This window comes from Microbacterium sp. 1S1, from assembly GCF_008271365.1.
Lineage (GTDB): Bacteria > Actinomycetota > Actinomycetes > Actinomycetales > Microbacteriaceae > Microbacterium.
On sequence record NZ_CP043430.1, the window covers coordinates 2,272,137 to 2,293,628 of the forward strand.

The window sequence follows — 21,492 nt, forward strand, 5'->3', positions numbered from 1 at the left end:
CGAGGCGAGGTCAGAGACCCGCACCCGGGCGGATCGCACCGACGCTCGCTCCGCCGCCGAGTACCGTGAGGGGCAGGGCGTCGGCGAGGGCTGCGACATCCGCGTCCGTCAGGCCGCCGGCGCGTGCCAGCAGGGTGGCGGCCACGATCGTCGACGCCCGTGCTCCGCCGTCCAGCATCTTGAGGGCGACGGTGGTGCCGTTCGGCGCGACCATGACCATGACCCCCTCGGCGCCGCCCTTGGCGAAGACGCCGAGACGCTCGATCGCGATCGTGTCGGGGCGACCGGGACCGTCGATCGTCCAGGGGTTCTCGCGCACGGCCTTCACCAGGGATCCCGCCACGCGGTGCAGCGCGAAGGGGGAACGCTCCGAGGCGGTGCCGATGCGGTGGATGGCGCGCGCCAGTCCCGTGAGGCTGAGCGCATACACGGGGGCGCCGCAACCGTCGATCGCGGTGTGCGCCATCTTCTCGCCGGTCAGCCGTTCGACGACCTCGCGGATATGCGCCTGAAGGGGGTGAGCGGGGTCGAGGTAGCCGTCGGTCGGCCACCCCGTCGCGACGCAGGCTCGGAGCATCGCGGCGTGCTTGCCCGAGCAGTTCATCCGGACCCGCGCCTCCTGGCCGTGCTCGCGCACCATCTCGTCACGCGTCGCGGAATCCGTGGGCCAGGCCGGGGGACAGGCGAGATCGTCCTCGTTGAGTCCACCAGCGGTGAGGATGTCCCGGACGACCTCGGCGTGTCGGTCCGTGCCGGAGTGGCTGGCCGTGGAGAGGGCCAGCTGCTCGCCCTCGAGCACGGCACCGGCCGTGAGGCAAGCGACCGCCTGGAGCGGCTTCAGGCTGGAGCGCGGGAGGACCAGCGCGTCCACGTTCCCGTGACGCGCGACCACCTCGCCCTCGGGCGAGAGTACGACGGCCGCACCGGCGTGACGCGACTCGACGAAGCCGCTCCGTTCCACGACGGCGAGTTCCACGGAATCCTGAACGGTGAGAGTCTCCAGCACCCGACAACTCTACCGGCGGTCCTCCACCCCCTCGTCGGGTCGAGGTGTGCTCGGACGTCGGAGGCCCCTGGCAGACTGAGGGCATGCCAGCGCAGACGACCCCACGCCCCCTGGGCGAGCACCGCTACGCCCTCACGTCCACCTGGACCGGTAACAGCGGCTCCGGCACCAGCGGCTATCGGGACTATCGCCGTGACGTCACGATCGAGGTGGCGGGCAAGCCGGAGCTGCTCGCGTCGTCCGACAAGCCCTTCCGCGGCGACGCCTCACGCTGGAATCCGGAGGACATGCTGTTGGCTTCGCTCTCCGAGTGCCACCTGCTGTCCTACCTCCACGCATGCGTGACAGCGGGTGTCGTCGTCGTCTCGTATCGCGACAGCGCGAGCGGCGTCATGCGAGAGAACGGGGCGGGCGGCGGTGCCTTCGTCGAGGTGCTGCTGCGCCCTGAGGTGGTGGTGGCGGAGGCCTCGATGATTGAGGCAGCCGAGCGTGCGCACGCGCAGGCGAACGAATGGTGTTTCATCGCCAACTCGGTCAACTTCCCCGTGCGGCACGAAGCGACCGTGACAGCCGCCTGAGCGGGCCGCGTCAGCGGCGCTCGTGCGGGAGGGCCTGCTTGATCTTCTCGATCGTGTTCTGGGCCGGCGCCTCGTTGTAGGTCCCGGCGAGCTCCTGCCCGGACAGGGCGTGGATGGCGGCCATGATCTCGTCGGTTGCCAGGCGTCGCGCGCGCCCGCTCGTCGCCGGCCCGTGCGGCGACAGGTCGAGCGGCTCGCCGAACCGGACGGTGATCCGCTCCGACAGCGTCGGCATCTTCGCGCCGACCGGCATGACCTTGTCCGTCCCGATGAGGCCGACGGGAACCACGGGGGCGCCGGTCTGCAGCGCCAGGAACGCCACCCCGGTCCGCCCCTTGTACAGTCGCCCGTCGGTGGAGCGGGTGCCCTCGGGGTAGAGCGCGACGGCCAGGCCTTCGTCCAGGAGCTGGCGCTGCAGATCGAGGGCGTCGAGTGCCGCCTGCCCTGCGCCCCGGCGGACCGGGATCGCGCCGATCGCCTCGAAGAAGGTCTTGGAGAGCCAGCCGCTGAAACCCGTGCCCTCGAAGTAGCTCGACTTGGCGAGGAAGTGCACGGGCCGCGGCGCTGCGACCGGGATGGCCACGGAGTCGATGAACGACAGGTGGTTGCTGGCGAAGATCACGGGACCGGTGGTCGGCACGTGCTCGCGACCCTCGATCCGCGGCCGGTAGACGAGCCGGGCGAGGGGGGTGATGAGGCCGCGGCCCACCGTGTAGGTGAATCCGGCATGACGAGGTTTCGGCGAGACTTCTGAGGGGGTTTCGGGGTCCGCGGACTGCTCAGAGCTCATCAGAGCAGGTTACTCCCGGGTCCATGCCGACGTTGGAATGAAGACTCGCGCCGCAGCTTCCCAGCGCGGGCAAAGGGCGATGGGGCAGGATGGAAGCTCCCGCCCGCGATCGTGAGGTCTTCCTGTGCGCACCCGTCCGCTCCTCGTCCTGTCCACCGTCGCTGCGGCGTCCCTGCTGTTGGCGGGCTGTTCCGGGAGCGGGAATCCGGAGAGTTCGTCCTCTCCAGACCCGTCCTCGTCGAGCCAGTGCCTCGTGAACGCCGAGGCCGGAGACACCTCCGACGCGGTCGTCGTCGAGGGCGAAGGCGCCGACACGACGGTGACCGTTCCCGCCGACGCCGAGTTCGCGAACGTCGAGCGCACGGTCATCTCCGAAGGCGAAGGGGAGAACCTCACGGTGAACGATCTCGTCTCCGTGCAGTACCAGATCGTCGACGCCGCCAGCGGCACGGTCCTCGACTCGTCGGCACGAGGCGAGGACGGATCGCTCCCCGTTCTGCTCGACCCGAACCAGTCCTCGCTGTTCGTCGCCGCGCTGGAGTGTGAGCCGATCGGCTCGCGGGTGGTCCTCGCTCTTCCCGCCAGCGCTCTCGGCGAGGGGGCGAGCAATCTCGTGGTCTATGCCGAGGCGGTGGATCGTCTTCCCGAGGTCGCCACGGGCGAGGACCTCGAGCCGACAGCCGGGATGCCCGAGGTCGAGCTCGACGACGACGGCAAGCCGACCGTCACGATCCCGGACGGGGATGCGCCGACCGAGACGAAGGTCGCCGTCCTCAAGCAGGGAGATGGCGCGACGGTGGCGTCCGGCGACCTCGTCGTCGTCCAGTACCTCGGCGTGAAGTGGTCCGACGGCGAGGAGTTCGACTCGAGCTGGAGCCGCGATGCGGCGCCCGCCCAGTTCCAGACCACCGGTGTCGTCGCCGGCTTCCAGAAGGCGCTCGAGGGCCAGAAGGTCGGTTCTCAGGTCCTCGTGGTGATGCCGCCGTCCGATGGCTACGGAGCGAGCGAGGGACACGAGCTGCAGGATGAGAGCCTCGTCTTCGTCGTCGACATCTTGGCGACGACCCCCGTACAGGCCCAGCAGTAGTCCGCCCCGCGCAAGGCGTGTCCTAGGCTGGCGTCATGCGTCGCGTCATCGTCCTCGGCTCCACCGGTTCCATCGGCACCCAGGCGCTGGACGTGATCCGCGCCAACCCGCGGCGCTTCGAGCTGGTCGGGCTCGCCGCCGGGTCGAACGTCGCGATGATCCAGGAGCAGGCTGCGCAGTTCCAGGTCGAGCACACGGCGCTCGGTGCGGCGGAGGCGGAGCAGCTCGTGCGCGATGTCGAGGCTGATGTGGTGCTGAACGCGATCACCGGCTCCATCGGCCTTGGCGCGACCCTGGCAGCGTTGGAGGAAGGCCGGACTCTGGCGCTGGCCAACAAGGAGTCCCTGATCGTCGGCGGCGATCTCGTGCTCGCGGCCGCGGCACCGGGGCAGATCGTCCCGGTCGACTCCGAGCACTCGGCGCTCGCGCAGGCCCTGCGCTCGGGCACGCATGACGAGATCCGCCGCCTCGTCGTCACCGCCTCCGGAGGTCCGTTCCGCGGTCGCCGTAGGGACGAACTCACGACGGTGACGCCGGAGGAGGCTCTCGCGCACCCGACCTGGAACATGGGCCGCACGGTGACCACGAACTCCGCCACGCTGGTGAACAAGGGCCTCGAGGTGATCGAGGCCCACCTCCTGTTCGACGTGCCCTACGACGACATCGACGTCGTCGTGCACCCGCAGTCGATCGTCCACTCGATGGTGGAGTTCATCGACGGTTCCACCATCGCGCAGGCCTCGCCTCCGGACATGCGCCTGCCGATCGCGCTCGGACTGGACTGGCCACACCGTGTCGGTGGCGTGGGCCGTCCGCTGGATTGGACCTCCGCGACGGCGTGGACTTTCGAGCCCCTCGATGACGACGCCTTCCCGGCGGTGGCGCTGGCGAAGGCCGTCGGCCGCGCCGGAGCGACGTTCCCCGCCGTCTACAACGCCGCCAACGAGCAGGCCGTCGACGCCTTCCACGAAGGGCGACTGTCCTTCCTCGGGATCGTCGACACGGTCGCGCGTGTGGTGGACGCGCACGACGCGCCGGACACCCTGACGGTGCAGTCGCTGGCCGAGGCGGAGGACTGGGCGCGGCGGAAGGCCGATCAGCTCATCGCCGTCGCCTGACCGCCGCCCGCGACCTCAGTCCTCGTCCGGGTACGGCACGGGCCAGCGCGGCTCCGGCACGGGCCACCCCGCGGCCTTCAGCGCACGGCGGGAGAGCTCGCGGGCCGAATACGGGGTACGGACGCCACGGATGTCGCGGTAGTCCTGGTGGCCGGGGCCGGCCCAGAGAATCGCATCGCCGTCGCCGACAAGGCCGACGGCCGCGACGATCGCGGCCTCCGGAGGCGAGTACTCGTGGATCTCGGCGTCCGGTCGCGCGCGACGGGCGCCCTCCACGAGGGTCGACCGGATCGACGCGGGGTCCTCGAAGCGCGGATGGTGATCGGTCACGACGAGGATGTCGCTTCCCTCCACGGCCGTGCGCGCCATGTCGTAGCGCTTGCTGGCGTCACGGTCGCCGTCGGCGCCGAAGAGCATGAGCACCTTGCCCGGGGTAACCCGGCGCACGGCGGCCAGGGTCTTCTCGAACGCGTCGGGGGAGTGGCCGAAGTCGACGAAGACGGCAGGTCCGCGGTCACCCGACACGAGCTGGGTGCGGCCGGGGAGGTACGCGCGGATCCCTCCGTCGCGGTGGAGTGCCTCGGAGATGCGCTCCCACGCATAGCCGCCTTCGAGCAGCATCACGATCGCGAGTGCCGCGTTCGCCGCCATGTGGGGGCCGATGACGGGGACCGTCGTGGTGAGGGTTCCGGCCGGTCCGGTCATCGTGAAGGTCGTCCCGGTGGCCCGCTCGTCGTCGATGACGACCACCCAGTCGGCGCGCGCGGCCATGTCGGCGTCGGCCGCGATCGAGGGGGTGCCGACGGTCACGACAGGGATCTCGGAGCGTTCCACGACGAGGGCGCCGGAGGAGGAGTCGAGGCAGACGACGCCGCGGACGGCGCGATCCGGTCGGAAGAGCGGCAGCTTCGCCTCGAAGTACTCCTCCATGTCGGCGTAGTCGTCGAGGTGGTCGTGGCTCAGGTTGGTGAAGCCGGCGACGTCGAAGCGGATGCCGTCGACGCGGTGTCGGGACAGAGCCTGTGCACTGACCTCGACCGCGACGGCCTCGACCTCCCGTTCCCGCATCAGCGCCAGGAGGGCGTGCATCTCGGAGGCCTCGGGCGTGGTCAGCCGCGAGACGATGACCTCGCCCGCGATATGCCGCTCGGCGGTCGAGGAGAGGCCCGTGACGACGCCCATCTGCTCGAGGATGCCCTCCAGCAGGTGGGAGACGCTCGTCTTGCCGTTCGTACCGGTGGTGGCGAAGAGAAGCGGCAGCGGGTCCTCGGCACCCGTGCCGTACACCCAGGCGCTCAGCGCACCGAGCACTCCGCGCGGGTCGTCCACGACGAGGATGGGGAGGCCCGCATCCGCGGCGATGTCGGCTCCGTCCTCGTCGGTGATGACAGCGACGGCACCCTTCTCCGCGGCGGTCGTGGCGAAGTCCGCGCCATGGCGGTTGACGCCGCGGATCGCGACGAACGCCTCGCCGGGGCGGAGGTCGGCCGTGGCAAGGGTGATGCCACTGAGCACGATCCCCTCCGCGTCACCGCGCACGGAGCGCGCGAAACGGGATGCGAGTTCGGACAGCTCGCGCCGGGGCGGGTTCGCGGGGCGGAGCACGGGGGGGCAGGGTCGGCTGTTGTTCCATCGACATGTCGTCTCCATGTTCTCACGACGGCGGTGCGCACCCGGGCGGCCCGCCGCGCCGAGGTCGAGCGCGGCGGGCCGGGGATCAGGCTCGACGCCGGAACGCGAGCACGGCGACCACGAGGGCCGCGATGCCGGCGAGAAGACCGCCTGCCCCCAGAGCGATGCCCAGCGCGCCGTCGTCGCCCGCATCCGCTGCCGTGGGCTGGGGTGCGGCGTTCGTGCCCTCACCGCCCGTCCCGGCTTCCGTGACGGTCACGACGGGCGCCGGAGCGTCGAGATCGTGCGGATCCTCGCCCTTCTCGGCGACCTGCGTCCACTCGGTCGCGCCCTCCACGCACTGCTGCACCACCGGGAACGCCAGGGTCTCGGGCGTGTCCTCGGCCAGGCCGACCGACATGCTCACGGCGCCGCGGAGATCGGTGGGCACCGGGGTGAGGGCCGTGTAGGTGACGGAGCTCACGAGACCGTCGTCGCCGCGCTCCACCTGGATGCTCCAGTCGCCGTCGAGGGTGGGGGCGACCGAGGCCAGGCCGTCGGGAACGGCGACGCGCAGGGCGGTGGTCGGCGAGGTGCCGCAGCCGTGGGCGAACGAGAAGGTGAGAACGCCGTGATCTCCGGCGGCGAGCTCGTCGGGGCTGACGGTGACGTGGGCGCCCGCCATCGCGGGCACGGCGAGGGCGAGGGCGAGTCCGCCGACGATGCCGCTGACTCCGAGGAGCGCACGACGGGAACGGCGGGGGCGGTTGTTGGGGTTCGACATGGGTCTCCAGCTGCTCGTACGCGGGCACGCCGGAACAGCGCGCCCGGAAAGGGTGGGGCCGTCCTCCGAGGACGACGAGAGTGGGTGAGGCGGCTCAGCCGCCGGCGAGCACCGGAGGTCCGCGCCGCGAGGTCACCGCGGCCGCGGCGGCATCGAGCGGAGGGAGGAGGGCCGAGCGGAGGGGGCGCGGCGGCGCGGGGAGCGCAGTGGCCGCTGTGGCGATACGGCGCAGTGCGGCGTGGAACCACCGGGCGATCGTGCCCAGCATGCTCTCGCCGTGCCAGAGCAACAGGGTCGTCAGCACGGCGGCGAGGACATGCGCAGACGCCATGAGACCGTCCAGGGCCGGTGTCGGGGAGAGCGGCCCGAGCGCGCGCAGGTCGAGGTGGTGCACGTGGGCGAGGGCGACCGCGTTGCCCGCGGTCGGCGCGCCCAGGAGCTGGAAGATCACATGGAACGCGGCCTGCGCCATGAACACCCCACCCGCGACCCGGATCCGGGAGGACCGCACGCCGACGACCCCGGCGGAGAGCGGGACGAAGAGAACCGCGATCGCCGCGATGAGCAGCGGGTGCGGGGCGGCGCCGCCACCGAGGGTGTGCGAGACGGCGGCGAGGAGCGTGGCCGTCGTCGACACGGCGGCGGCGCGGAGGAAGCGCAGCTGCCGGGAGTTCACTCCGCCAGCCTAGCCATGCGGGGCGAGCCGGGCGGATTCCTAGGCGACGGGCAGTACCGTTGGCACGTGGAATTCCTGCTCTATCTGGGCGGCATCGTGTTCATGCTGATCGGCCTCGGGGTCTCGATCGGTCTGCACGAGGTCGGTCACCTCGTCCCCGCGAAGCTCTTCGGCGTGCGTGTCGGCCAGTACATGATCGGCTTCGGCCCTCGGCTCTGGTCGAAGCGGATCGGGGAGACGGAGTACGGCTTCAAGCTTCTGCCGCTGGGTGGCTTCATCTCGATGTCGGGGATGTACCCGTCGTCCCAGGAGAGCGGTCCCGCGTCCGGGGCGTTCCGCACGCTCATCCAGGATGCGCGCTCGGCGAACGACGAGACGATCACCGAGGGTGCCGAGGACCGGGTCTTCTACAAGCTGCCGGTGTGGAAGCGCGTGGTCGTCATGCTGGGTGGCCCGCTCATGAACCTCGTCCTGGCGGTGGTCATCTTCACCGTGCTCGTCAGCGGGATCGGTGTGCAGCAGGGGACGACGACGGTGGCCGCGGTCAACGAGTGCGTCGTCCCCGCATCGTCGTCGGCGACGGAGTGCGGGGCGGACGACCCGGAGTCCCCCGCAGCGGCAGCCGACGTGCAGCCCGGAGATGTCCTGGTCTCGATCGACGGGAAACCCGTGTCGACCTTCGCGGACGCGACCGCGATCGTGCAGGCCTCGCCCGGTCGAGAGCTCGACCTGGTCGTCCGCCGGGACGGCACGGAACAGACGTTGACGCTCACCCCCATCGCGGCCGAACGCACGATCACGGACGCGAGCGGACAGCCGGTGCTCGATGACGACGGGGAGCCCGTCGTGAAGGAGGTCGGCTACGCGGGGATGATCGCGCAAATGGGTTTCGTGCAGCAGCCCCTGACCGCCGGCCCGCAGCTGGCAGCGGACACGGTCGCCCGCGTGAGCTCGCTCATCGTCACGCTGCCCGTCCGGCTGTGGGACGTCGGAGTCTCGCTCGTGACGGGCGGGGAACGCGATCCGAACGGCCCCCTGAGCGTCGTCGGGGTGGGGCGGTTGGCCGGCGAGGTCGCCGCGACGGACGCTCCGGTGCTCAACCGGTTCGCGGTGCTGCTCGGTCTGCTCGGCTCGCTCAACGTCGCGCTCTTCGTGTTCAACCTCATCCCGCTGCTGCCCCTCGACGGTGGGCACATCGTGGTCGCTCTGTGGGAGGGCATCAAGCGCGCGTGGGCGAAGCTCTTCCGCCGGCCGCCCCCGGCTCCGGTCGACGCCACGAAGCTCGTGCCGTTGACCGTCGTCGTCGCGACGCTGCTCATCGCGATGGGGGCGCTGCTGCTCGTGGCCGACCTGTTCAACCCGGTGAAGCTGCTCGGCTGACGGGGCGAGCGCGCTCAGCGCAGGGCGTGTCCGACCAGCCGCTCGAGCGTGCGGATGCCATCCCTCGACAGGATCGACTCGAGGTGCCCCTGGACCGACGCGAAGCCGTCGCCCCGGAGGGCGTACACGTCTCCGGTCGCCGGGTCTGCGGAGACCTCGGCGGCGCCGACAGACAGGGTTCCGGGGGCGACGCGTGCGGTGAAGGTGTTGTAGAACCCGATCGACGCGTCCTCGCCGAAGATCGGCACCGCCTTCTGCATTCCCTGATGCGGAGCATCCAGCGGCGTGAGCGCGATCCCCAGCCGGTCCGCCAGGATCTGATGGCTCAGGCAGACCGCGAGAAGCGGGGAGTGCGCCCCCATCCGGGCTGCCACGACCTCGCGCAGCCGCGTGATGCGCGCGCTCTGATCGTCGCGCGGATCGCCGGGGCCGGGCCCCGCCACGACGAGGTCTGCGCCGCGCACGTCGTCGTCGTCCACCTGGTCCCAGGCCGCGATGGTCACGTCGAGCCCGAGGTGCCGCAGTTGGTGCGCGAGCATCGTCGTGAAGCGGTCCTCGGCATCGACGACGAGAGCGGTGCGGCCGGAGAACGGCCCCGTGAAGTCCTCGCCCTGCGGGTTCAGCCAGAACTCCGCGAGGCGGGCGTTGCGCGAGGAGAGCAGAGCGGCGACATCGGGGTCGTCTGCGAGTCGCCGCGGCTCGCCGGGGGCATCGGCGTCGCTCCGGGCCTCGGCCACGCGGTCCCGGTCGATCGCGCCGATGGCCCCGAGCACGCCGGCCGCCTTGCCGTGCGTCTCGGAGACCTCGCCGTGCGGGTCGGAGTGCCGGACGAGCGTGGCGCCGACGGGGACGTTCAGCCGGCCGTCCTGCAGGTACACCGTGCGGATGAGGATCGGGGCGTCCAGGTCGTGCCCGCCCTCCGCGTTCGGCGTGAAGAGCGCCGCGACGCCCGAGTAGTAGCCTCGCGGCTTGCTCTCGTGCCGCCGGATCACCGCGCAGGCGTTCTGCATGGGGGAACCCGTCACGGTCGGGGCGAACATCGTCTCGCGGAGGATGTCCCGCGGGTCCAGGCCGCTGCGGCCCCGCAGCATGTACTCGGTGTGGGTCAGCCGCGACATCTCCTTGAGGTGCGGGCCCGTGATCCGTCCTCCGTCGGCGCAGACGGCGCTCATCATCTTGAGCTCCTCGTCCACGACCATGAACAACTCCTCGGTCTCCTTCGCCGAGGCGAGGAAGTCGATGAGGGTCTCCTTCGTCGCGCCGCCGGCGGGGTGCCGGAAGGTCCCGGAGATGGGATTCATCGTGACCACGCCACCCCGCGCCACCACGTGGGCCTCGGGGCTGGCGCCGACGGCGATGTGCCCGGGGGTGAAGACGGCGAAGGTCCAGTAGGCGCCGCGCTCGTGGGCGAGGAGCGCCCGGAACCATGAGAGCGCCGCGTGCCGTTCATCGGCGTCGACGGTCGCCGTGAAGTCGCGACGGATGACGAAGTTCGCACCTTCCCCGCGGCCGATCTCGTCCGCGATCACGGTCTCGACGATCGCGGCGTAGTCCTCGTCGGCGATGTCGAATCCCTCATCGCTCAACGGAACGGGAGCGGCCGGGAGGGCATCGAGCACAGCCGCGGTCGGCAGGTGCAGGTGCTCGTCGACGACGATGCAGCGCAACGGAGCACCGTCGTCCTGCGCGACGAACCCGCGTTCGCGCACCTGCCGGTAGGGGACGAGTGCGAAGACCTCCCGCGGTGCCCCCGCGTCGGTCAGCGGGATGTCCGCCAGCAGTTCGACGTCCGTGACGTCGCCGGTGAGCAGCTCCACGGTGGATGCGCCGTCCCGGGCGATCAGCACGAAGGACGCCTGCGGATCGGCGCTGAGCTCGTCGAGGCGAGAGAGGGTCATCGATGTCTCCTGTGCGAGGGCTCCGGCACGGCGCAACGAAAAGACCGCCCCGGAGGCGGTCTGGATTCGAGGGAACGCGAACACACCGCCTAGGAGGCGGGCCACCAGGTGATGTGCGCGATCATGGGGCGAAACTACCACACCGCGCGCAGCCCGCCCGGGGCGTGACGCCTTCGGGTCGATGCGACGACGATGCGCGGATCCAGCCCTTCCGCATCCGGGCGGCGTAGGCTGGGAGCGTGCCAGCAGTGAATCTTGGGATGCCGAAGGTCCCCGAAGTCCTCGCCCCTCGTCGTAAGTCCCGCCAGATCCGGGTGGGCAAGGTTCTCGTCGGCGGCGACGCACCCGTGAGCGTGCAGTCGATGACGACGACGAAGACGACGGACATCAACGGAACCCTGCAGCAGATCGCGGAGCTCACCGCCTCCGGGTGCGAGATCGTGCGCGTCGCCGTGCCGTCGCAGGACGACGCGGATGTGCTGCACATCATCGCGAAGAAGAGCCAGATCCCGGTGATCGCGGACATCCACTTCCAGCCGAAGTACGTCTTCCAGGCGATCGACGCGGGCTGCGCCGCCGTGCGGGTCAACCCCGGCAACATCCGCAAGTTCGACGATCAGGTCGGCGAGATCGCCAAGGCGGCGAAGGACGCGGGCGTGTCGCTCCGCATCGGCGTGAACGCGGGTTCGCTCGATCGCCGGCTGCTCGAGAAGTACGGCAAGGCGACCCCCGAGGCCCTCGTGGAGAGCGCCGTGTGGGAGGCTTCGCTGTTCGAGGAGCACGACTTCCACGACTTCAAGATCTCGGTGAAGCACAACGACCCCGTCGTGATGGTCAAGGCGTACCGCCAGCTCGCCGAGCGGGGCGACTGGCCGCTGCACCTCGGCGTCACCGAGGCGGGACCGGCTTTCCAGGGAACGATCAAGAGCGCGACCGCCTTCGGCATCCTGCTGGGGGAGGGCATCGGCGACACCATCCGTGTGTCCCTGTCCGCCCCGCCGGCCGAGGAGGTCAAGGTCGGACACCAGATCCTCCAGTCCCTCAACCTCCGCGAACGCAAGCTCGAGATCGTCTCGTGCCCGTCGTGCGGTCGGGCGCAGGTCGACGTCTACACCCTCGCTGAAGACGTCACCGAGGGACTCAAGGAGATGACCGTCCCGCTGCGCGTCGCCGTCATGGGCTGCGTCGTCAACGGCCCCGGCGAGGCGCGCGAGGCCGATCTCGGGGTCGCATCCGGCAACGGCAAGGGCCAGATCTTCGTCAAGGGCGAGGTCATCAAGACCGTGCCCGAGGCGGACATCGTCGCGACGCTCATCGAGGAGGCGAACCGCATCGCCGCCGAGATGGGGCCGGACGCGCCGCTCGGCACCGCTCAGGTCGTCACAGCCTGAGATGGCGAGTCCGATGACCACACCCACGCTCGTCACCTTCCCTGACGGCGGCCTCCGCGGCGACGCCGTCGTGACCCGCGTGGCGGACGACGGCGACGGAACCGTGGTCGTCGTCGACGCCACTCCGTTCCACCCCGTCGATCACACCTGGCCCGACCAGCCCGGCGACACCGGCGCGATCGCCGGCGGGGGTGGATCCGTCCGCGTGACCGAGTCGCTCATGGCGGCGGTCTCGGACGACGGCGAGTTCGCGGTGGGCAGCGCGATCCCCGTGAAGCGCGGAACCGAGGGCTGGACCTGGCTGGTCGGCCATCGGCTGGAAGACGAGGCACCGACCTGGCTCGCCGAAGGGGCGCGCGTGGCGCTCACCGTCGACGCGGCGCACCGTGCCGGGCTCAGTCGCGGTCACACCGCGTGCCACCTCGCCTCCCTCGCCCTGGATCTCGCGGTCGCGGACCTCTGGCGCAAAGACCCGGGGCAGGACGCGCTCGGAAATCCCGACTTCGAGGGACGGGCGAACCAGTCCAGCCGCATCAGCGAGGACGGCGCGGTCGACGAGTACCGCCTCGGCAAGAGCCTGCGCCGGGCGGGATTCGACACCGAGACCTTCGCGGCCACGCTGGCGGACCGCGCGCAGCGCATCAACGCGCAGCTCGCCGCCTGGGTCTCCTCGGCGGCCGCGAGCCGTATCGAGGTGGACGGACCGACGATCGTGGATCGGCGGCGCTGGCACTGCGAGCTCCCCGAGGGCGAGGCCGTCATCCTGTGCGGCGGCACCCACGTCCGTTCCCTCGCAGAGTTCGCCGCCATCACCGTGACGCTGGACCTGTCCGACCCGCAGCTCCTCGTGATGACGACGACCGCGACTCCCGCCTCCTGATCCGTCGCCCGCATCAGGCCTTCGCGGCGGAGCAGGCGCCAGCGGCCCGTGTCGCCTGCTGTCGCGTGGCTGCCTGCTCCCGCAACGCGCCCTCACTCCGCGTGGACTCAGGCGAACGCGCGGGCGCAGGCGCTGGTGGCACGTGTCGCCTGTTGCGGCGTGAGTGCCTGCGAGCGCGATGGGGTCAGCGCACGAACCCCGCCTGCACCCGCCCACCCGCGAGCACCAGTTCCTCGCTGACCCGCGCGGCGAAGCCCGGGAAGTCCCCGTCGAGCAGGGGAGCGCTGAGTCGATCCGCGCGTTCAGGACACCATGCCCGCAGACGTCGGGGGAGCCACTTTCCGGACCCGATCCACTGCCCATCGACCAGCAGCATCAGCTCGGCCAGCCGCTCGAACAGCAACCCGGCCACGACGTGCTGCTCGAGCGGATCCGTGGCGTCCTGCAGGTCGTCGAGGAGGTCGGTGATCACGTACCGCCGGAACAGGGATTCCCTCTCGCCCAGCACCGGGCCGGCGGCGAGCACGGCGTCCCACTGCGCCCGCAGCTCCGCCAGCGCGGGTCTCGACCGGATCGGAATGCCCTCCACGAGCATGTGCACGATGACCGGGCGGTGCTGTGCCACGCCGCGGTCCGCCCACTCCCGGAACCCTTCCGTCGTATACGCGAAGACCTCGAAGATCTCCCCCTCGAACGCGTGGGTGGCGGCCTCGCTCACCTGCGCCTCGTCGGCGAAGAGTTCGTCGTCGATGAGCAGGAGGTCGATGTCGCTCGTGTGCGTGCGCTCTTCACGGGCCGTGCTTCCGGCGATGATCGCGATCCCCGCACGCGGGTACCGTTCCGCGAGGAAGTGCTCGACGCGCTCGGCCTGATCCATCTCGACAGCGTAGCGGTGGGGACGCAGGCGAGCGCGGCTCCCCAGGCAGTCCTGCCTGGGAGCGCCTGATTCCGGGTGTTCGCCTGATCCGGCGGAGTCAGAGGGCGAGCTCGATCTCACCGGAGGCGATGTCCGTACGCACGACGCGCAGCCGCGTCACGTCGCCGGGCTTCGTGCCGGGAGGCACCGGCGCCGTCGCGGTCACGGCAGGCTCCGCGATCTGGACGGCGGCCCTGTCGCCGCGGAGCTCGATGACCGTCGCCTCGATCGTCCGGCCGACGAGGGGACGGAGGAGCGCGGCCTCGACCCGGTTCACGGTGTCCGCATCCAGCTGCGATGCCCGCCGGCCCGAGTCCTGCATGAGCGCGGGGAGGTCTCCGAGAGACGAGCGCACCCACTCCGGGACCGGCCGGCCGATCGATACCGCGAGGCAGATCGCGAGCGCCCACCGGTCGACGAGCCGGCGGAGGGGAGCGGTCGCGTGCGCATAGGGGGCGCCGATCGCGGCCTGCACGGCGTCCACGGGCGGCTGGCCGTCGAACACGACGTACCCGGCTCCGCGGAACAGCGACGCCGCGGCCTCCAGCACGGGAAGGGTCATCGGGTCGCTGCGATCCAGACCGCGGAGGTACTCGCCGTAGGTGCCGTCGGTCCAGGGCCGCCCCAGAGCCTCGGTCTGGTGGCGGAAGGCCGAGAAGGCCGCGTCGTCCGGCTCCGGCATCGTGCGGAGGATCCCGACCCCGGCGTCGATCATGAGGCTCGCGGCCGCCATGCCCGTCATGAGGGAGAGCTGCGCGTTCCATTCCTCCACCGGTAGCGGGCTTCGGCGCTCGATCGCGTAGGAGCCGTCATCGGTGCGCACGACCTCCTCGTCCGGGACGTTCAGGCTCGCTCCGCCACGGAGACGCTCCTGCCCCAGGCGCAGGGCTCCGATCACCGGCAGGAGAGAGGCGAGACCGCCCTCACCCCGGTCCAGCGCCTCCTGGGCGGAGACGTAGTCGAGCTGGACGCGCGAGCGGATGAGTGCGCGCTCCAACCGAAAGTCGGTCACCGCTCCCGCCGGGTCCAGCGCGAACGTCCACACCAGTGCTGGCCGCTCCACGCCGGGGAGCAGGGAGATGCGGTCCTCGCTCAGCACGGGCGGGTGCAACGGGATCGTCCCGTCAGCGGCGTACAGCGTCTGTCCTCGTCGCCGTGCCTCCGTGTCCACGGCTCCGCCCGGCACGACGAAACCCGGTACGTCCGCGATGGCGTACCGCACCCGATAGCCGTCGCCGTCGCGGTCGAGGTGGAAGGCTTGGTCGAGGTCGCGGGCACCCGCCGGATCGAGGGTGGCGAACGGTAGGTCCGTCAGGTCCAGGTCCGGGGGAGTCGCCGAAGCGGCTTCCGCCTCGGCGAGGACGTCGGCAGGGAACCCCGTCGGCGTTTCCAGACTCGCCCGCAGGGCCGCGAGGGCCGCGGCCAGCTCGGTCTGGTCGACGGACGGGGCGACATGCGAGCGGCGCTGGGGCATGCTGCCAGCCTAGGTCGGCGGCCGCCGCGATCGCCGGCATCCGGCCCGTGTGCCCGCAGCGGCCGCTAGCGTGGGGACATGAGCACCGCTGCCAAAGCCCAGACCCTCGTCGGACTCTATGACGCCCCGGAGATCCTCCGCGTGGTGAACGTGTGGGACGTCGTCTCCGCGCGTGCCGTCGCCGCGCTGCCGGAGACGAAGGCGATCGCCACCGCCGGTCACGGCATCGCCGCCTCGTTCGGCTACGACGACGGGGACACCCCGCGCGACGTGATGATCGACATGGTCGGCCGGATCGCCGCCGCCGTGTCCGTCCCCGTGACGGCTGACCTTGACGACGGCTATGGAGCTGCGGGGGAGACCACCCGCCTCGCGATCGCGGCCGGTGTCGTCGGTGCGAACGTCGAGGACCGCCTCAAGCCGCTCGACGAGTCGGTCGCCGTGGTCGAGTCCATCGTGAAGGCCGCCGAAGCCGAGGGTGTGCCCTTCGCGTTGAACGCGCGCACCGACGCGTTCGTGCGGGGAGGGTCGCGGCCGGTGGAGCAGAGCATCGCGGATGCCATCCAGCGCGGTCGCGCCTTCCTCGACGCCGGCGCCACCGCGGTGTTCGTCCCCGGCATCCTCGACGCGAACGTCACGCGACAGCTGGTCGAGGGCATCGGCGAGCGCAAGGTCAGCGTCATCGGGATCCCCGGCGCGCTCGCCGCCTCCGAGTACGAGAAGCTCGGCGTCGCCCGCATCTCCTATGGCCCGCTGCCGCAGCGCGTGGCGCTGACGGCGCTGCAGGAGCTCGCCGAGAGCCTCTACACCGGCGGCGTCGTCCCGCACGGCCTCCCGGCCCTGAACTGACGGACGAGACGGGTGACCGCGGCTCACTACACTTGAGCCGTGGTCACTCGTCTTTCGAACTTCTTCCTCCGTACGCTCCGCGAAGATCCCGCCGGTGCCGAGATCGCCAGTCACAAGCTGCTGATCCGTGCCGGCTACATCCGACCGCAGGCCGCAGGGATCTTCGCCTGGCTGCCGCTGGGCCTGCGCGTCAAGGCGAAGATCGAGACCGTCATCCGCGAGGAGATGGCCGCCGCCGGCGCCCAGGAGGTGCACTTCCCCGCGCTCATGCCCCGGGAGGCGTACGAAGCCACCGGCCGCTGGGAGGAGTACGGGGACCTGCTGTTCCGGCTGCAGGACCGCAAGGGGGGCGACTACCTCCTCGCGCCCACCCATGAGGAGGCGTTCACGCTCCTCGTGAAGGACCTGTACTCGTCGTACAAGGACCTCCCGCTGACGCTCTTCCAGATCCAGGACAAGTACCGCGACGAGGCTCGGCCCCGCGCCGGGCTCCTCCGCGGCCGCGAGTTCACGATGAAGGATGCGTACTCGTTCGATGCGTCCGACGAAGGGCTCGAAGCCAGCTATCAGGCGCAGCGGGATGCGTACGAGCGCATCTTCCAGCGTCTGGGTCTCGAGTACGCGATCGTGCAGGCCGACGCCGGGGCCATGGGCGGTTCCCGGAGCGAGGAGTTCCTGCACCCGACCCCCGTGGGCGAAGACACGTTCGTCCGCAGCGCCGGCGGCTACGCGGCCAACGTCGAGGCGTTCAGCACTCCCGTTCCGGCTCCGGTCCCGTTCGACGCCGACGGGGCTCCCGTGGTCTTCGACTCGCCGGACACGCCCACCATCGAGACGCTGGTCGCGCACTGCAACCGCGAGCTCGACGGCGACTACACCGCGGCGGACACGCTCAAGAACGTCGTCCTCGCCCTGAAGCACCTCGACGGCACCCGGGAACTCGTCATCGTCGGCATCCCGGGCGATCGCGAGGTGGACGAGAAGCGGGCCGAGGTCGCCTTCGCCCCGGCGGAGGTGGAGACCGCGTCCGCGGAGGACTTCGAGAACAACCCGCTCCTGGTGAAGGGGTACATCGGCCCGTGGTCGCCGACGGGGGCCGTGCTGGGAGAGGAGTCCGCCACCGGCATCCGCTACCTCGTCGACCCCCGCGTGAGCGAAGGTACGAGCTGGATCACCGGCGCGAACATCGACCAGAAGCACGCGCACTCGGTCGTCGCCGGTCGCGACTTCGAGGCCGACGGCATCGTCGAGATCGCGAACGTGCGCGCCGGCGACCCCGCGCCCGACGGCTCCGGTCCGGTCGAGCTCGCGCGCGGCATGGAGATCGGTCACGTCTTCCAGCTCGGACGCAAGTACGCCGAAGCGCTCGGCCTGAAGGTCCTCAACGAGAACGGCAAGCTCGTCACGGTCACGATGGGCTCGTACGGCATCGGCGTCACGCGGATCCTGGCGATCATCGCCGAGCTCAACAACGACGACAAGGGTCTGATCTGGCCGGCATCCGTCGCCCCGTTCGACGTCCAGGTCGTCGCCGCCGGCCGCGACCAGGTCGCCTTCGACGTCGCGGAAGACCTGTCCACGCGCCTCGACGCCGCCGGTCTGGATGTGCTCTACGACGACCGTCCGAAGGTGTCGCCGGGCGTCAAGTTCGGTGACGCCGAGCTGGTCGGCGTTCCGAAGATCGTGATCGTGGGGCGAGGAGCCGCCGACGGCGAGGTGGAGTTCTGGGACCGCCGCACGGGTGAGCGCGAGGCGGTCTCGGTCGCCGATGCCGTGGAGCGGCTCACCGTCCGGCGCTGACGACGCGTACCGTGTGGCCGCTCAGCAGGTGATGCGGCCGTGGTTCATGATGTCGTCGTCCGGGGTGTCTCGGGTCACCAGGGCCTTGAGCGCCCCGGCGGCCATCGCGACCTTGCCCTTCGACGGTTCCCAGAACTCCGCCACGACCGGCGTGACCTTGAGGAGCGCGATGCCCGGCGTGTCGAGCCCGTCCTCGAACCAGACGTCGAGGGAAGGGGAGTACAGCTCCTCCATCTTGGCCCGGTCGTGCACGATCTCGGCGGTGCCGGCGACGGACACATAGCGCATGCCCCTGGCATCGCAGTAGGCCAGCCCGACGTCGTGATGGCGACGAGCCTCCTCCACCTTCTCCGTGTCCTCGGCCGTGAAGAACCAGATGGCGCCGGCGTCGTCCATCTGCCTGGTGGACATGGGCCGGCTGACGAGATTCCCCTCCGGATCGGTGGTGGTCAGCATCGTGAAGTCGATGTCCTCCACGAGCTCGGCGACGCGGGCGAGGGCTTCGGGGCCGGTGATCTCTGTCATGTCGTCATGATGCCCGGCACGGTGATGTCGGGCACGGGCGTTGACAGTGTCCGGGGCACGTGCTCTGAAGCGGCGCCGGTGCGCCCTCGGCGTTGCGCCTCGTCGGGCGCTCGCCGCGTGGGACGCTGGGGTCATGACCGAGGAACCACTGCCGGCCGCTCTGAGCGACGAGATCAACCACGTGCTGGATGAGGCCGGCGTGTCCGCGGACCGCCGCCTCGTGATGCGGATGCTGCGCACGGCAGTGCTTCTCGGCGAGGACGGGACCGATCGCCTCGACCTCAAGATCGCATCGGCGGCCCTGGCCGAGATGCGCGATGCCTTCCGTCTGTTCGCTCCGTTCCGCGGCGTCCCGAAGGTCACGGTATTCGGGTCGGCGCGCACGCTGCACGACGATCCGCTCTACCTTCAGGCTCGCGACGTCGCCGCTGCTCTCGCGAGTGACGGGTGGATGGTCGTGACCGGTGCCGGTCCCGGGATCATGCAGGCGGCGGCCGAGGGGGCGGGCCCGGCCCTGTCGCTCGGCGTCTCCATCCGCCTCCCGTTCGAGGAGAAGGCGAACGGCCTCGTCGCGGGGAGTGACCAGGTCGTCGCGATGAAGTACTTCTTCACCCGCAAGCTCATGCTCATCAAGGAATCCAGCGGTTTCATCTGCCTCCCCGGTGGATTCGGGACGCTGGACGAGATGTTCGAGCTGCTCACCCTCCAGCAGACCGGGAAGGCCGAGCCGACGCCGATCGTGCTGCTGGACGAGAAGGGCGGATCGTTCTGGCAGGGCATGCGACGCTTCGTCGACGAGCATCTCGCCCCGATGGGTGTCATCTCCCCGGGGGACTTCGATCGCGTCGTCATCACCGATTCCGTCGAGGAGGCCCGCGCCGAGATCACGGGGTTCTGGCGCAACTACGACTCGCTGCGCTGGGTCGGCGGGACTCTGGTGCTGCGGCTCAAGGCCGAGCCGACGGATGCCGAGATCGACGACCTCAACACGAGATTCGCGGCGCTCCTGTCGACCGGACGCATCGAGCGGACCGCTCCGCGCTCGCCCGAGGTCGCCGACGACGACCGGCTCGACCTCCCGCGTCTCGCCCTCCACCTGGATCAGCGGCAGGTCGGCAACCTCTTCCGGCTGATCGGCGCGCTCAACGCGCTTCCGTCCGCGCCCGAGGCCTGAACGTCCGGCGCGGTCACGCGGGCGGGCAGGCGGTCACGCGGCAACAGGCGGGTCCCGGGCGGAGAGCCTGCCCCCGCGCGAATGACTGTACCCGAGGAGGCCCGGCATCCCGGATCGCCGTCCCGAGCCGCACAGGGTATCGTTGTACGGATGTCGCGTGTGCATTCCGGCGCGACGAGAGCTGAATAGGGAGGCCGTCATGGACATCGAACTGAGTCTGCTGCGAGGGATCGAGAAGGAGAAGGCGATCCCGTTCGACGAGCTCGTCGCGATCATCGAGCAGGCGATCCTGACCGCGTACTCCAAGCACGTCTCGCCCGACGGCGCGACGCCGGAGGGCGTCCGTGTGCACCTCGACCGCAAGACCGGCCACGTCGCCGTGCTGCAGGTCGTCCGCGACGACGAGGGTGCTGTCATCGGCGAGGAGGAGGCCACCCCGGATGACTTCGGGCGCATCGCCGCGTTCGCCGCCAAGCAGGTCATCAGCCAGCGTCTTCGCGACATCGCCGACGACGCCGTCCTCGGCGAGTTCAAGGGCAAGGAGGGCGACATCGTCGCCGGTGTGATCCAGCAGGGTCCGAATCCTCGCATGATCCACGTCGACCTCGGATCCGTCGAGGCCATCCTCCCGCCTGAAGAGCAGGTGCCGGGGGAGGAGTACACGCACGGCTCCCGTCTGCGCGTCTACGTCACGAGCGTCGCCAAGGGACTCAAGGGACCGCAGATCACGGTGTCGCGCACGCATCCTGGCCTCGTCCGCAAGCTCTTCGCCCTCGAGGTGCCGGAGATCGCCGCCGGGCTCGTCGAGATCGTCGCGCTCGCCCGTGAGGCGGGCCATCGCACGAAGATCGCCGTGAAGGCGAACGACCCGTCCATCAACGCCAAGGGTGCCTGCATCGGCGAGATGGGACGCCGCGTGCGCGCGGTCACGGAGGAGCTGGCGGGGGAGAAGATCGACATCGTCGACTACGACACCGACCTGCCGGCGTTCGTGGCGCACGCATTGTCGCCCGCGAAGGTCACGAGCTCGTTCGTCCTCGATGCGAGCACCAAGGCCGTGCGTGCCCTCGTGCCGGATTATCAGCTGTCGCTCGCGATCGGCAAGGAGGGCCAGAACGCGCGTCTGGCCGCGAAGCTCACCGGCGCCAAGATCGACATCCAGCCGGACAGCGTCCTCGACTGACCCTGTCCGCCTCGCCGCCACGCCCTGTGGAGGCGAGGAGGGACGGAACGCAGGTGTAAGATGGAACCCGTACGAACGTGCGTCGGTTGCCGTACGCGTGCTCCCCGCTCCACTCTGCTCAGGGTGGTGGCCCAGAACGACACCCTCGTCCCCGATGAGCGTGCCGTCCTGCCGGGGCGTGGCGCGTGGGTGCATCCGACTCCCGAGTGCATGGAAACCGCCCTGCGGCGTCGAGCTTTCGGAAGAGCACTGCGTGTGACCACTCAGCTGGACACACGGATCTTCGAACAGCACCCACCAAGAAACAAAGGCTGAACAGCTATGGAAACAAAGTGAACGGCTCGAAATGAGACCCGTCCGCGACTAGTGGTC

The 21,492-nt window shown here is 70.4% G+C and carries 20 protein-coding genes; 11 read left to right on the forward strand and 9 right to left on the reverse strand.

Annotated features, from left to right (window positions below):
- Positions 1-10 precede the first annotated feature (10 nt).
- On the reverse strand, positions 11-1,006 hold the full coding sequence (locus FY549_RS10950) for an asparaginase (RefSeq protein WP_149085038.1): 996 nt from the start codon (positions 1,004-1,006) through the stop codon (positions 11-13).
- Positions 1,007-1,089: 83 nt separating this feature from the next.
- Between FY549_RS10950 and FY549_RS10955 the strand changes: the two genes are divergently transcribed.
- Positions 1,090-1,584 (forward strand): OsmC family protein, encoded by a 495-nt coding sequence (locus FY549_RS10955; protein WP_149085039.1) that lies wholly within the window; start codon positions 1,090-1,092, stop codon positions 1,582-1,584.
- Positions 1,585-1,594: 10 nt separating this feature from the next.
- On the opposite strand, the gene FY549_RS10960 is transcribed toward FY549_RS10955, so the two are convergent.
- Complete coding sequence (locus tag FY549_RS10960) at positions 1,595-2,374, reverse strand: lysophospholipid acyltransferase family protein (RefSeq protein ID WP_149085040.1); 780 nt, start codon at positions 2,372-2,374, stop codon at positions 1,595-1,597.
- Positions 2,375-2,627: 253 nt separating this feature from the next.
- Here FY549_RS10960 and FY549_RS10965 point away from each other — a divergent pair, with 253 nt between their 5' ends.
- Positions 2,628-3,461, forward strand: a complete 834-nt coding sequence (locus tag FY549_RS10965) for an FKBP-type peptidyl-prolyl cis-trans isomerase (protein ID WP_259614015.1) — start codon at positions 2,628-2,630, stop codon at positions 3,459-3,461.
- A 35-nt stretch (positions 3,462-3,496) separates the two neighbouring features.
- The gene (dxr, locus tag FY549_RS10970) at positions 3,497-4,579 is read left to right on the forward strand and encodes a 1-deoxy-D-xylulose-5-phosphate reductoisomerase (RefSeq protein WP_149085042.1); all 1,083 of its coding nucleotides are present in this window, start codon (positions 3,497-3,499) and stop codon (positions 4,577-4,579) included.
- A 15-nt stretch (positions 4,580-4,594) separates the two neighbouring features.
- On the opposite strand, the gene FY549_RS10975 is transcribed toward dxr, so the two are convergent.
- The 3 genes from FY549_RS10975 to FY549_RS10985 form a co-directional block, all read right to left on the reverse strand.
- Positions 4,595-6,229 (reverse strand): Mur ligase family protein, encoded by a 1,635-nt coding sequence (locus FY549_RS10975; RefSeq protein WP_187614857.1) that lies wholly within the window; start codon positions 6,227-6,229, stop codon positions 4,595-4,597.
- Between the two features lie 67 nt (positions 6,230-6,296).
- The gene (locus FY549_RS10980) at positions 6,297-6,974 is read right to left on the reverse strand and encodes a YcnI family protein (RefSeq protein ID WP_149085044.1); all 678 of its coding nucleotides are present in this window, start codon (positions 6,972-6,974) and stop codon (positions 6,297-6,299) included.
- Between the two features lie 94 nt (positions 6,975-7,068).
- Positions 7,069-7,650, reverse strand: coding sequence for a hypothetical protein (locus FY549_RS10985; protein ID WP_149085045.1), 582 nt, complete (start codon positions 7,648-7,650; stop codon positions 7,069-7,071).
- A gap of 66 nt (positions 7,651-7,716) precedes the next feature.
- On the opposite strand from FY549_RS10985, the gene FY549_RS10990 reads away from it, so the two are divergent.
- A complete protein-coding gene (locus FY549_RS10990) occupies positions 7,717-9,030 on the forward strand; it encodes a M50 family metallopeptidase (protein ID WP_149085046.1) in 1,314 nt (437 codons plus the stop codon).
- A gap of 14 nt (positions 9,031-9,044) precedes the next feature.
- Here FY549_RS10990 and FY549_RS10995 read toward each other — a convergent pair whose 3' ends face one another.
- Positions 9,045-10,928 (reverse strand): chorismate-binding protein, encoded by a 1,884-nt coding sequence (locus FY549_RS10995; protein WP_149085047.1) that lies wholly within the window; start codon positions 10,926-10,928, stop codon positions 9,045-9,047.
- Between the two features lie 260 nt (positions 10,929-11,188).
- On the opposite strand from FY549_RS10995, the gene ispG reads away from it, so the two are divergent.
- Together ispG and FY549_RS11005 are read left to right on the forward strand one after the other, a co-directional pair.
- On the forward strand, positions 11,189-12,319 hold the full coding sequence (ispG, locus tag FY549_RS11000; RefSeq protein ID WP_149086093.1) for a flavodoxin-dependent (E)-4-hydroxy-3-methylbut-2-enyl-diphosphate synthase: 1,131 nt from the start codon (positions 11,189-11,191) through the stop codon (positions 12,317-12,319).
- A 13-nt stretch (positions 12,320-12,332) separates the two neighbouring features.
- On the forward strand, positions 12,333-13,199 hold the full coding sequence (locus FY549_RS11005) for a hypothetical protein (RefSeq protein ID WP_149085048.1): 867 nt from the start codon (positions 12,333-12,335) through the stop codon (positions 13,197-13,199).
- A 184-nt stretch (positions 13,200-13,383) separates the two neighbouring features.
- Here FY549_RS11005 and FY549_RS11010 read toward each other — a convergent pair whose 3' ends face one another.
- Both FY549_RS11010 and FY549_RS11015 read right to left on the reverse strand, forming a co-directional pair.
- A complete protein-coding gene (locus FY549_RS11010; RefSeq protein ID WP_149085049.1) occupies positions 13,384-14,076 on the reverse strand; it encodes a nucleotidyltransferase domain-containing protein in 693 nt (230 codons plus the stop codon).
- 97 nt (positions 14,077-14,173) lie between these two features.
- Complete coding sequence (locus FY549_RS11015) at positions 14,174-15,589, reverse strand: RNB domain-containing ribonuclease (RefSeq protein ID WP_149085050.1); 1,416 nt, start codon at positions 15,587-15,589, stop codon at positions 14,174-14,176.
- A 78-nt stretch (positions 15,590-15,667) separates the two neighbouring features.
- Here FY549_RS11015 and FY549_RS11020 point away from each other — a divergent pair, with 78 nt between their 5' ends.
- Entirely contained in the window at positions 15,668-16,438 is a 771-nt protein-coding gene (locus FY549_RS11020; RefSeq protein WP_149085051.1) for an isocitrate lyase/phosphoenolpyruvate mutase family protein, read from the forward strand.
- 39 nt (positions 16,439-16,477) lie between these two features.
- Positions 16,478-18,238, forward strand: a complete 1,761-nt coding sequence (locus tag FY549_RS11025; RefSeq protein ID WP_149085052.1) for a proline--tRNA ligase — start codon at positions 16,478-16,480, stop codon at positions 18,236-18,238.
- 21 nt (positions 18,239-18,259) lie between these two features.
- Here FY549_RS11025 and FY549_RS11030 read toward each other — a convergent pair whose 3' ends face one another.
- Complete coding sequence (locus FY549_RS11030; RefSeq protein WP_149085053.1) at positions 18,260-18,763, reverse strand: pyridoxamine 5'-phosphate oxidase family protein; 504 nt, start codon at positions 18,761-18,763, stop codon at positions 18,260-18,262.
- A 133-nt stretch (positions 18,764-18,896) separates the two neighbouring features.
- Here FY549_RS11030 and FY549_RS11035 point away from each other — a divergent pair, with 133 nt between their 5' ends.
- From FY549_RS11035 to FY549_RS11045, 3 genes are all read left to right on the forward strand, one after another.
- Positions 18,897-19,937 (forward strand): TIGR00730 family Rossman fold protein, encoded by a 1,041-nt coding sequence (locus tag FY549_RS11035; protein ID WP_149085054.1) that lies wholly within the window; start codon positions 18,897-18,899, stop codon positions 19,935-19,937.
- 199 nt (positions 19,938-20,136) lie between these two features.
- Positions 20,137-21,120: a transcription termination factor NusA gene (gene nusA, locus FY549_RS11040; RefSeq protein WP_149085055.1), complete on the forward strand. Its 984-nt coding sequence runs from the start codon at positions 20,137-20,139 to the stop codon at positions 21,118-21,120.
- Positions 21,121-21,180: 60 nt separating this feature from the next.
- Entirely contained in the window at positions 21,181-21,435 is a 255-nt protein-coding gene (locus FY549_RS11045; protein WP_149085056.1) for a YlxR family protein, read from the forward strand.
- The last annotated feature ends 57 nt before the right edge of the window (positions 21,436-21,492 follow it).